The organism is Streptomyces bohaiensis (genome assembly GCF_012033785.1).
GTDB lineage: Bacteria > Actinomycetota > Actinomycetes > Streptomycetales > Streptomycetaceae > Streptomyces > Streptomyces bohaiensis.
In genome coordinates this window covers 20,016-30,692 of the sequence record NZ_JAAVJC010000034.1, presented here as the reverse complement: position 1 = coordinate 30,692, position 10,677 = coordinate 20,016, and the positions used below count along the sequence as shown (strand labels likewise).

Here is a 10,677-nt window from a genome sequence, read left to right as displayed (position 1 = left end):
GGCACGGACGGGCCGCGAGCATCGCGATCCGCCCGCCGGGCGCCACGGCCGGTTGCGCGGCGGTGGCGCCCCGCCACCGGGCAGCCGGGGGAGGGACCGGCCGGAGGCGGGCGTTCCACGGCCGACCCCGGTGGGGGCTCCGGGCGACCGTCGACTGGATAACGCGCCGCCGGGCCGGGGGTTACGGTCCGCACACCGGGGCGGTCCACCGTCGGGCGGCCGTAAGCTCTCCGCATGGCTACCCTGCTCCTCCTCCGCCACGGTCGCACCGCCGCCAACTCCGACGGGATCCTCGCCGGCCGCGCCCCCGGCGTGGGGCTCGACGCGCGGGGGAGCGAGCAGGCGGCGGCCGTACCCGGCCGGCTGGTCGGCGTGCCGCTCGCCGTCGTGGTCCACAGCCCTCTGCAGCGCTGCCGGGAGACCGTCGCGCCCCTGCTGGCGGCCCGCCCCGGCACCCCGGCCCGGGTCGAGGAGCGGCTCGTCGAGTGCGACTACGGCAGCTGGACCGGGGGCAAGCTCGGCGAGCTCGCCCGGGAGCCGCTGATGGACGTCGTGCAGCGGCAGCCCTCCGCGGCCGTCTTCCCCGGCGGGGAGTCGCTGCGGGCCATGGCGCACCGCGCCGCCGCCGCGGCGCGGGAGGGCGACGCGGCGGTCGAGGCCGAGCACGGCGCGGAGGCGGTCTGGCTGGCGTGCACCCACGGCGACATCATCAAGGCCGTGGTCGCCGACGCGCTCGGCCTGCACCTGGACCTCTTCCAGCGGATCAACGTCGGCCCCGGCTCGCTCACCGCGATCCGCTACACCGCCGAGCGCCCGTTCCTGCTCCGCCTGGGCGACACCGGGCACCTCGACGGCCTGGCGCCCACCGCCGCCGGCTCCGGACCCGCCGCCGACGGCACCGCCGCGGTGGGCGGCGGCAGGTAACGGGCGAGCCGCTGCGCCGGCCGGCGGCGCGGGGGCTGCTCCTTCACCGGGCTGCCCGCCGTGTCGGTGCCGTCGCGCGTCTCACAGCCGGAACAGCTCCGCGTCCCGCTCGCCGCCGAGCGCGCCGAGCGTGCAACGGGTCAGCAGCCGGGCCCGGGACTCCGTCTCGGACGAGCCGGCCGCCCCGGCGAGCTCCGGTGAGTCGGAGGGCAACGCGTTCACCTCGTGCAGCAGCGCGAGGTGAACTCCCCGGCACCACGCGGGTTCCGTGGCGGAGATCGCGCCCACCTCGCGGAGCCGGACGAACAGCAGGTCGAGGCCGTCCAGCACGGCCGGGCTGAGCGGTGCGTTGAGCTGCATGGCGTAGCGGTGGCTGAGCTTCAGTTCGAAGACGATCTCGTTGAGTCGGTGGAAGGCGACGAGCGGGGGCGCCGTGCGGACGCGTGCTTCCTGCAGCGCGAGGACGTACCGCTGATCGAGCCGGTCCGCCAGCGCCGCCTCCAGCGACGCGCGGGAGGCGAACCGACGGTGGACGGTGGCGCGCGCCAGGCCCGCCGCTTCCGCGATGCTCTCCAGCGGCGCGTTCGGTTGCAGTCTCAGCACCTCTTCCGCTGCCTCCAGGATGCGAGCCGTGCTGCGCTCGGCGTCCGCGCGAACCTTCCGGGCCTGCTGCTGCACGGCCACGCTCCCTTCGGTCGGCTGCCAGCGTAGCGCCACCCGAACTAAATGAGGCGAGCATGTCGCAGTTATTGACGAAAGCGAGACATCGGTGTTCGATAGGGGTGTTCGCTGCACCACGACCCAGGAGCACTTCCCATGGACCTTCACCTCGCCGGCAAGCGTGTTCTCGTCACCGGGGCCAGTCGCGGCATCGGGCTCGCCGTCGTCCGTGCCTTCCTCGCCGAAGGCGCCTCGGTCGTCGCGGCGGCCCGGAAGCCGACCCCGGAACTCACCGCGACCGACGCCACCTTCATCGCCGCGGACCTCGCCGCCCCCGACGGCCCCCGGCAGCTCGTCGAGGCGGCGACGGCCCACGGCTCGGGGCTCGACGTCCTGGTCAACGCCGTCGGCGGCGGCGCGCTGCCGGTCGAGGCGCTGAGTGACCCCCTGGGCGGCGACGACAGCGTGTGGGACGCCGCGTTCACGCTGAACCTGCACGCGGTGGTGCGCACGATCCGTGCCGCGCTCCCCGCGCTGCTGGAGGCGGGCGGCGCCGTCGTGACGGTCGGCTCCGACAGCGCGCGGCGCCCTGGTGCGGAGCCGATGCCCTACACCGCGGCCAAGGCGGCGCTCGGCAACATGACGCGGCAGCTCGCGGAGCGCTTCGGCTCCGAGGGAGTGCGGTTCAACACGGTGTCGCCCTCGGCCACCCGCACGTCGCTGCTCACCGGCCCGGACAGCTTCCTGGCCCTGGTGGCCGCGGGCACGGGCGTCACCCAGGAGAGCCTGGTCGAGGGCCTGCCCCGCCAGAACGGCATGCTCACCGGAGAGCTCATCGACCCCGAGGAGATCGCCCGCGCGGTCCTGCTGCTCGCGTCGCCGACCATGCCGAGCGTGATCGGCGCCGACTGGGCGGTCGACGCGGGGGCCGTCAAGAGCAGCTGAGGGCTCGGGAGCGGATCAGTCCGCGCGCGGGGAGGCGACCGGTACGTCGAGCCGATCGGCGAGCTCGGTGAGCGCCCGGCCCAGCGGGAGGGCGACCCGGGCCCGGGCGTACCGGTCGCCGCGGGTCGGCGCGAGATTCACCAGCACCACGGGGGTGCCCGCCTCCGCCGCCTGGCGCACGAACCGCAACCCCGACATGACGGTGAGGGACGAGCCCAGCACCAGCACCGACCGCGCCTCGCGCACCAGGGCGCGGCACCGCTCCACCCGCTGGGCCGGCACGTTCTCCCCGAAGAACACCACGTCCGGCTTCAGCAGCCCGCCGCACGCGGCGCAGTCCACCACCCGGAAGCCGCCGACCTGCTCGTCGGTGAGATCGGCGTCACCATCGGGATTGATCCCCGCGGCGACCGGGGCGAAGTCCGGGTTGGCCGCCGCCAGCCGCGCCGCGAGTTCGGTCCGGGGCGTCCTCCTGCCGCACCCGAGGCAGACCACCCGGTCCAGCCCGCCGTGGAGCTCCACCACACCCGCGCTGCCCGCCGCCTGGTGGAGCCCGTCGACGTTCTGGGTGACGACCCCCGCCAGCAGCCCGTGCCGTTCGAACGCCGCCACCGCCAGGTGGCCCGCGTTCGGACGGGCCCGGCCGAAGGTGCGCCAGCCCAGGTGGCTGCGGGCCCAGTAGCGGCGCCGGGCCCGTGCGCCGGTGACCAGGTCCTGGTAGGTCATCGGCGTGTGGCGGGACAGGCTCCCGCCCTCGCCGCGGTAGTCCGGGATACCCGACTCCGTGGACAGCCCCGCGCCGCTGAGGACCAGCACCCCGCCCGCGTCCAGCAGTTCGGCGGCGGGGGAGAGGTCGGTGGTCGCGGGCAGCGGGTCCCCGACCGGGTTCCAGCTCAGAGTGGGGCGCATGCGCATGCCCCCCAGCGTAAAGAAGACCGGGAGGGATGCCGCCGCTGCGTCCGCGCCCCGTTCCGCCACCGGGGAGGCCGCCGCGCCGCCGGGCCGGGCGCGCGGTGATCGCCACCCGCAGTAGGGTTCCCCTGAATCAACCGTCGACCCCACGGAGCGGAACAGGTGTCCCGTCAGGTTTTCCTCTACGACCCTCCGGACCGCTTCGTCGCCGGCACCGTGGGACTGCCCGGTCGTCGCACCTTCTTCCTCCAGGCCAGCGACTGCAACCGCACCACGAGCGTCGCCCTGGAGAAGGCACAGGTCGAGGCGTTGGCCGAGCGGGTCGACGAGCTGCTGGACGAGGTGGTGCGCCGCTCCGGAGGCAAGACCGCCGTGCCGGCCGTCGCCCCCTCCGACATCGCGGACACCGACCCCCTCCGCACCCCCGTGGACGAGGAGTTCCGCGTCGGCACGATGGCGCTGGCCTGGGACGGCGACGCCGAGCGGCTGGTCGTGGAGGCACAGGCCCTCGTGGAGCTGGAGGCCGACTCCGACGAGGAGTTCGCCGAGGCCGAGGAGCGGCTGCTGCGCGACGACGAGAACGGCCCGCCGATGCTGCGGGTGCTGCTCAGCGGCGGCATGGCGCGCGCGTTCGCCAAACGGGCGCTCGACGTCGTCAACGCCGGCCGCCCGCCCTGCCCCCTCTGCAACCTCCCGCTGGACCCGGAGGGCCACGTCTGCCCGCGCCAGAACGGCTACCGGCGGCGGCTGTGACCCCCCAGGAGACCGAGCGGCTGCTCGCCACGGGATCGCTGTCGGTCCGCGGCCGCCTCACCGGCGCCTCCAACGCCGTGCTCTACGCCACCGTCACCGACGGCGAGCATGCCGACGCCTGCGTCTACAAGCCGGTCGCGGGTGAGCAGCCGCTGTGGGACTTCCCCGACGGCACCCTCGCCGCCCGGGAGGTGGCGGCCGCCGAGGTCTGCCGGGCGATGGGCTGGGAGCTCGTGCCGCCCACCGTGCTGCGCGAGGGCCCGCACGGGCTCGGCATGTGCCAGCAGTGGGTCGGCCCCCCGCCGCCCGGCGCGGAGGACCGCGCGGTGGGCTCGCCGGACGGCGATTCGGCGGCGGGCGACGACGGCACCGTGCCGGGAGCGGCGACGCCGGTCACTCCGCCCGAACAGGTGATGGGCGACGGCGCTCCGCCGCACGGAGCCGACCCGGCCGCCGACCCCGGCGGGCCCGCCGCCGAGGCGCTGCTCGCGCTGGTCGACGGCGACGAACCCGGACCCGGGTGGCGGGCGGTGGGCCACGCCCAGGTGGCGCCCGACCGCACGGCGTTGCTGGTTCACGCCGACGACCCCGACCTGCGGCGCCTCGCGGTGCTCGACGCCGTGATCAACAACGCCGACCGCAAGGGCGGCCACCTGCTCACCGCCCCCGGCGGCGGGCTCCGCGCCATCGACCACGGGGTGACGTTCCACACGGAGAACAAGCTCCGGACCCTGCTCTGGGGCTGGGCGGGCGAGCCGCTGCCCGCCGAGGCGGTCGCCGCGCTGCGCCGCCTCGACGGTGGGCTCGCGGCCGGGGAGCCCACCGCTGCCCGACTGGCACGGTTGCTCTCCCCGGCGGAGCTGACGGCGCTGCGGCAGCGCACCTCCGCGCTGCTCGCCGCCGGGGTGCACCCGCTGCCCGGGGGCGACTGGCCCGCCGTCCCCTGGCCGCCCATCTGACCTTGCCGACCGGCGGCCCCGGCGGTCCCGACCGCCCACCGCGTCGGACGCCCCGGGCCCGGCCCTCGGCAGCGGGGGCCGGGCCCGGGGACCGATCGTGCTGTCCGGGGGCCGCCGGTTAGGCTCTTCCCATGCATGCCTGGCCCGCCTCCGAAGTCCCCGCCCTGCCAGGTCAGGGCTCTGACCTGCGGCTCCACGACACCGCGACGGGTGGGCCCGACCGGCCCGCCCCCGGGCCGGTCGCCCGGCTCTACGTCTGCGGCATCACCCCCTACGACGCCACCCACATGGGCCACGCGGCCACCTACACCGCGTTCGACCTCGTCCAGCGGGTCTGGCTGGACTCCGGCCGCCAGGTCGTCTACGTCCAGAACGTCACCGACATCGACGACCCGCTGCTGGAACGCGCCCAGGCCACCGGCGAGGAGTGGACCGCGCTCGCCGAACGGGAGACCACCCTCTTCCGCGAGGACATGTCGGCCCTGCGCGTGCTGCCCCCCGACCACTTCGTCGGCGCCGTCGAGGCCATACCGCGCATCGTGCCGCTGGTGGAGCGGTTGCGGGACCAGGGGGCCGCCTACGAACTGGACGGCGACACCTACTTCTCCGTCGCCGCCGACCCCCGGTTCGGCCAGGTCTCCCACTACGACCAGGCCACCATGCGCGCGCTGTCCGCCGAACGCGGGGGCGACCCGGAGCGGCCGGGCAAGAAGAACCCGCTCGACCCCATGCTCTGGAGCGCCGCCCGCCCCGGCGAGCCCTCCTGGGACGGCGGGTCGCTCGGCCGCGGCCGCCCCGGCTGGCACATCGAGTGCGTCGCCATCGCCCTGGAGACCCTCGGGATGGGCTTCGACGTGCAGGGCGGCGGCTCCGACCTGGTCTTCCCCCACCACGAGATGGGCGCCTCCCACGCGCAGGCACTGACCGGCAGCCACCCCTACGCCCACACCTACGCCCACGCCGGGATGGTCGGCTACCAGGGCGAGAAGATGTCCAAGTCCCGGGGCAACCTGGTGCTGGTGTCGCAGCTGCGGCGGGACGGCGTCGAACCGGCCGCCATCCGCCTGGCGCTCCTCGCCCACCACTACCGCTCCGACTGGGAGTGGACCGACGAGGTGCTGGTCACCGCCACGGAGCGGCTGGCGCGCTGGCGTGCCGCGGTCTCGCGTCCCGACGGCCCGTCGGCGCTGCCGCTGCTCGCCGAGATGCGGCAGGCGCTCGCCGACGACCTCGACGCCCCCGCCGCGCTGGCGGCGTTCGATCGCTGGGCCGAGACCCAGGCGGCCCACGGCGGTGACGAGGAGGGCGCGCCCGGTGTCGCCTCCCGGGCGGTGGACGCCCTGCTGGGCGTGGCGCTCTAGGCCACCGCAGCCAGGCCCCACCGGTGAGCGACGCCGGGCGGGGCCCGGTCGGGTCTCCATCGGACCGGGCCGAGCGGGCGGGCAGCGGCCCGGGGCGACGACATGGCGCCCCGGGCCGCTGTCGTGCACCGCCGACGCGGGACGGATCAGCCGTCGCTGTCGCGGTCGCCACCGGCGGGAGGCGGAGGGTCGTCGCCGTCGCGCCGTCCGCGCCGCCGACCGCTGCCGGGGTCGCGGAGGTAGGGCCCCTGCCCGCCCGGTGCCTGCCCCGGGCCGCCGTGGCCGGGCCCCTCACCCCCGGACCTGCGGCGCAGGTAGCGCTCGAACTCCCGGGCGATGGCCTCGCCGCTCGCCTCGGGGAGGTCGGCGGTGTCCTTGGCCTCCTCCAGCGACTGCACGTACTCGGCGACCTCGGAGTCGTCCGCGGCCAGCTGGTCCACGCCGAGCTGCCACGCCCGCGCGTCCTCGGTGAGGTCGCCCAGTGGCACGGAGAGCCCGAGCAGGTCCTCCAGGGCGTGCAGCAGTGCGAGCGTCGCCTTCGGGTTGGGCGGCTGCGAGACGTAGTGCGGCACGCCCGCCCAGAGGCTGACCGCGGGGACCCCGGCGTGGGTGCAGGCCTCCTGGAGGATGCCCACGATGCCGGTGGGCCCCTCGTACCGGGACTCCTCCACGTTGAGCGAGCGGGCGAGCTTGTCGTCCGAGGTCACGCTGGAGACGGGGACGGGTCGGGTGTGGGGGGTGTCGCCGAGCAGCGCGCCCAGCATCACCACCATCTCCACCCCCAGCTCGTGGGCGAAGGCCAGCACCTCGTTGCAGAAGGTCCGCCAGCGCATGCTGGGCTCGACACCGCGGACCAGCACGAGGTCGCGGGGTCTGCCGTTGCCCTCCTCGGCTCCGACGCGTACCACCGACAACCGGGTGGTGGGCCAGGTGATGCGCCGCACGCCGCCGTCGAGCCACATCTGCGGCCGGTTGACCTGGAAGTCGTAGTACTCCTCGGCGTCGAGCGCGGCGAAGACCTCGCCCTTCCACGCCTGGTCGAGATGGTCGAGCGCGGCGGAGGCAGCGTCCCCGGCGTCGTTCCAGCCTTCGAACGCGGCCACCATGACCGGGTCGACCAGCTCGGGAACTCCCTCGAGCTCGATCACCCAGCGCCTCCTTCCGGCCGGACGGTCGGCGAGTGCCGCGCGACGCCCGGTCTGCTCGGTCGTTCCTTGCGAAGCCCAGCCTACGGCGTGACCGTGCCCACGACAGGGGGTTCGTACGCCTGCGCCGGGGCACGGCCGGAGGCAGCGCACGCGCCGGTCCCGCGCGCGTCCGCACGGTCGCGGCGAACGGTGCCGCACAGCGGGCGGGGCCGGCCGGGGCTCTCCCCGACCGGCCCCGCCGCCGCGCGCTCGCGTCAGCTCTTGTCGTCCTCCAGCCAGCCCATGGTGCGCTCGACCGTCTTCAGCCAGTACTTGTACTCGCGTTCGCGGTCCGCCGCGTCCATCTCGGGCTCCCACCGGTGGTCCTCGCGCCAGTTTGCCCGCAGCTCGTCGGTGGAGCCCCAGAAGCCGGTCGCGAGGCCGGCGGCGTAGGCGGCGCCGAGGCAGGTGGTCTCGGTGACCTCCGGCCGCACCACCGGGACGTCGAGGAAGTCCGAGATCTTCTGCATCAGCAGCCCGTTGGCGGTCATGCCGCCGTCGGCCTTCAGCGTGGTCAGCTCCACCCCGGAGTCCTTGTGCATCGCGTCGGTGATCTCGCGCGTCTGCCACGCGGTGGCCTCCAGCACCGCGCGCGCGATGTGGGCCTTGGTGACGTACCGGGTGAGCCCCGCGATGACTCCGCGGGCGTCCGAGCGCCAGTAGGGCGCGAACAGCCCGGAGAAGGCCGGCACGAAGTAGGTGCCGCCGTTGTCGTCGACCGAGCGGGCCAGCGGCTCGATCTCGGCGGCGTCCGATATCAGCCCCATCTGGTCGCGCATCCACTGCACCAGCGACCCGGTGACGGCGATGGCGCCCTCCAGGGCGTAGACCGGCTTCTGGCCGCCGATCCGGTAGCCCACCGTGGTGAGCAGACCCGCGTAGGAGTTGACCGGCTTCTCACCGGTGTTCATCAGCACGAAGGTGCCGGTGCCGTAGGTCGACTTGCCCTCGCCCTCGGCGAAGCAGGTCTGCCCGAACAGCGCGGCCTGCTGGTCGCCCAGGGCGGACGCGACCGGGATGCCGTCCAACGGGCCGCCCTTGGCCTCGCCGTACACCTCGGCGGAGGAGCGGATCTCCGGCAGCACCGCCATGGGCACGCCCATGGACTCGCAGATGCGCTCCTCCCAGTCGAGCGTGCGCAGGTTCATCAGCATGGTGCGGGAGGCGTTGGTGACGTCGGTGACGTGGCGGCCGCCGTCGGGGCCGCCGGTCAGGTTCCAGATGACCCAGGAGTCCATGGTGCCGAAGAGGATCTCGCCCCGCTCCGCGCGCTCACGGAGCCCCTCGACGTTGTCGAGCAGCCAGCGGATCTTCGGGCCGGCGAAGTAGGAGGCCAGCGGCAGCCCGGTCTCGCGGCGGAAGCGGTCCTGTCCGACGTTGCGGCCGAGGTCGCGGCAGATCGCGTCGGTGCGGGTGTCCTGCCAGACGATGGCGTTGTGGACGGGCCGGCCGGTGGCGCGGTCCCACAGCAGGGTGGTCTCGCGCTGGTTGGTGATGCCGATGGCCTTGACCTCGTCGCGCGTCACCGAGGCCTTGGCCAGCGCGCCGGCGACGACCTCCTGCACGTTGGCCCAGATCTCGGCGGCGTCGTGCTCGACCCAACCGGGCCGGGGGAGTATCTGCTCGTGCTCCTTCTGCTCGACCCCGACGATCGTTCCGGCGCGGTCGAACACGATGCACCGGCTGGAAGTGGTGCCCTGGTCGATCGCCGCGATGAACTCGCGGGGACCGCCGCCGGTGGCGTTCGTCTCACTCATGGTGCGGCTCCTGGTCTGGTGGTCTGCTGCGGTGGTCCCGTACTCGGGCGGATGCGGTACGTCGGAGGTGAGGGTCCCGGTCAGAAGGCGAGGCGCGAGATGCCCGCGGCGAGTGCGCCGCCCGCCAGCGGCCCCAGCACGGGAATCCAGGCGTAGCCCCAGTCGGAGCCGCCCTTGTTGGGCAGCGGCAGCAGCGCGTGCACGATCCGGGGCCCGAGGTCACGCGCGGGGTTGATGGCGTACCCGGTGGGCCCGCCGAGCGACAGGCCGATGCCGACGACCACCAGCGCCACCATGAGGCCGCCCAGCCCGGTCACCTGGAGGTCGCTGTTGACCCCGAGCCGGAGGACGGCCAGCACCAGCACGGTGGTGGCGATCAGCTCGGTGGCGAAGTTCTGCCAGGGGCTGCGGATCTCCGGGCCGGTGGAGAAGATGCCCAGCACCGGGCCGGGGCCCTTGTGCGGTCGGTGCCCCTCGCCCCCGGGCCGTTCGGCCGACTGCTCGGCGGCCGCCACGGCGGGGTCGCGCAGGTGCGCCTGGAAGTGGCCGAAGTAGGCGATCCAGACCAGGGCGGCGCCGATCATCGCACCGACCATCTGTCCGGCCCAGTAGACCCAGACGTGGTCCCAGTTGCCGGTGTCCAGTGCCAGGCCGAGTGTCACCGCCGGGTTGATGTGCGCGCCGGACAGCTCCGTGGAGATGTAGACACCGCTGAGGACGGCGAACCCCCAGCCGAAGGTGATCGCCACCCACCCGGCGCCGAACGCCTTCGACTTCTTGAGGACGACCCCGGCGACGACGCCGCCTCCGAGCAGGATCAGGACGGCTGTCCCGAGTATCTCGCCGATGAATATGTCTGAACTGGACACCTTGCCTCCTCGTCCACGACCGGTGCCGGTCCCGGGGGACGGCGCCCGGGCCCCGCTCCCGTTCGGAAGTTCGACCAGCGAACGGTGGTACTACCTGTGACGGGTGTCCCCCTGATCGTTACGGGAAACTTCCCGGGCAGCGCCTGTGCTCATATCGGCATTATGTGTCGGTTCGTCCAGGCTGTCGCGCGCTCGGTCGGTCACACTCCGGCCACCTCTCGGGCGGCGCGGAACCGCCCCCGACACGCGCGGGCCGCGCGGGCGGCGGTGCCGGACGGGCCGGGCCCCGCGGCTGTCCGATCGGCGGGACGGTCCGCGTGGACCGCCTGGCCTGCCGCTACGCTGACCCG

Annotated in this window: 10 protein-coding genes; 5 read left to right on the top strand and 5 right to left on the bottom strand. The window is 74.5% G+C overall.

Features of this window, described 5'->3' with window-relative positions:
* Window positions 1-234: 234 nt before the first annotated feature.
* Complete coding sequence (locus HCN52_RS07010; RefSeq protein WP_168087486.1) at window positions 235-924, top strand: Rv2135c family putative phosphatase; 690 nt, start codon at window positions 235-237, stop codon at window positions 922-924.
* 81 nt (window positions 925-1,005) lie between these two features.
* Here the strand turns inward: HCN52_RS07010 and HCN52_RS07005 are convergent, their stop codons facing one another.
* Window positions 1,006-1,602 carry a TetR/AcrR family transcriptional regulator gene (locus HCN52_RS07005; protein ID WP_312876585.1) on the bottom strand — a complete coding sequence of 199 codons (597 nt, stop codon included), beginning with the start codon at window positions 1,600-1,602 and terminating at the stop codon, window positions 1,006-1,008.
* 138 nt (window positions 1,603-1,740) lie between these two features.
* Between HCN52_RS07005 and HCN52_RS07000 the strand changes: the two genes are divergently transcribed.
* Window positions 1,741-2,529, top strand: a complete 789-nt coding sequence (locus HCN52_RS07000) for an SDR family NAD(P)-dependent oxidoreductase (RefSeq protein WP_168087484.1) — start codon at window positions 1,741-1,743, stop codon at window positions 2,527-2,529.
* 15 nt (window positions 2,530-2,544) lie between these two features.
* On the opposite strand, the gene HCN52_RS06995 is transcribed toward HCN52_RS07000, so the two are convergent.
* Window positions 2,545-3,438, bottom strand: a complete 894-nt coding sequence (locus HCN52_RS06995; RefSeq protein WP_168087483.1) for an NAD-dependent protein deacetylase — start codon at window positions 3,436-3,438, stop codon at window positions 2,545-2,547.
* A gap of 165 nt (window positions 3,439-3,603) precedes the next feature.
* Between HCN52_RS06995 and HCN52_RS06990 the strand changes: the two genes are divergently transcribed.
* The 3 genes from HCN52_RS06990 (at window position 3,604) to mshC (ending at window position 6,514) form a co-directional block, all read left to right on the top strand.
* On the top strand, window positions 3,604-4,194 hold the full coding sequence (locus HCN52_RS06990; protein WP_168087482.1) for an Rv2134c family protein: 591 nt from the start codon (window positions 3,604-3,606) through the stop codon (window positions 4,192-4,194).
* Complete coding sequence (locus HCN52_RS06985; RefSeq protein ID WP_245174930.1) at window positions 4,158-5,153, top strand: Rv2133c family protein; 996 nt, start codon at window positions 4,158-4,160, stop codon at window positions 5,151-5,153. Before HCN52_RS06990 ends, HCN52_RS06985 begins: the two co-directional genes overlap by 37 nt.
* A gap of 131 nt (window positions 5,154-5,284) precedes the next feature.
* The gene (gene mshC, locus HCN52_RS06980; protein ID WP_168087481.1) at window positions 5,285-6,514 is read left to right on the top strand and encodes a cysteine--1-D-myo-inosityl 2-amino-2-deoxy-alpha-D-glucopyranoside ligase; all 1,230 of its coding nucleotides are present in this window, start codon (window positions 5,285-5,287) and stop codon (window positions 6,512-6,514) included.
* Between the two features lie 146 nt (window positions 6,515-6,660).
* Here mshC and HCN52_RS06975 read toward each other — a convergent pair whose 3' ends face one another.
* The 3 genes from HCN52_RS06975 to HCN52_RS06965 form a co-directional block, all read right to left on the bottom strand.
* A complete protein-coding gene (locus HCN52_RS06975; RefSeq protein WP_168087480.1) occupies window positions 6,661-7,662 on the bottom strand; it encodes a PAC2 family protein in 1,002 nt (333 codons plus the stop codon).
* Between the two features lie 254 nt (window positions 7,663-7,916).
* Window positions 7,917-9,458: a glycerol kinase GlpK gene (gene glpK / locus HCN52_RS06970; protein ID WP_168087479.1), complete on the bottom strand. Its 1,542-nt coding sequence runs from the start codon at window positions 9,456-9,458 to the stop codon at window positions 7,917-7,919.
* Between the two features lie 80 nt (window positions 9,459-9,538).
* Window positions 9,539-10,327 carry an MIP/aquaporin family protein gene (locus tag HCN52_RS06965; RefSeq protein ID WP_168087478.1) on the bottom strand — a complete coding sequence of 263 codons (789 nt, stop codon included), beginning with the start codon at window positions 10,325-10,327 and terminating at the stop codon, window positions 9,539-9,541.
* Window positions 10,328-10,677: the final 350 nt, after the last annotated feature.

Coding starts and splice junctions, on each gene's coding strand:
- glpK (WP_168087479.1), bottom strand. CDS start 9,458: ATGAGTGAGACGAACGCCACCGGCGGCGGTCCCCGCGAGTTCATCGCG.
- HCN52_RS07000 (WP_168087484.1), top strand. CDS start 1,741: ATGGACCTTCACCTCGCCGGCAAGCGTGTTCTCGTCACCGGGGCCAGT.
- HCN52_RS07010 (WP_168087486.1), top strand. CDS start 235: ATGGCTACCCTGCTCCTCCTCCGCCACGGTCGCACCGCCGCCAACTCC.
- mshC (WP_168087481.1), top strand. CDS start 5,285: ATGCATGCCTGGCCCGCCTCCGAAGTCCCCGCCCTGCCAGGTCAGGGC.
- HCN52_RS06995 (WP_168087483.1), bottom strand. CDS start 3,438: ATGCGCCCCACTCTGAGCTGGAACCCGGTCGGGGACCCGCTGCCCGCG.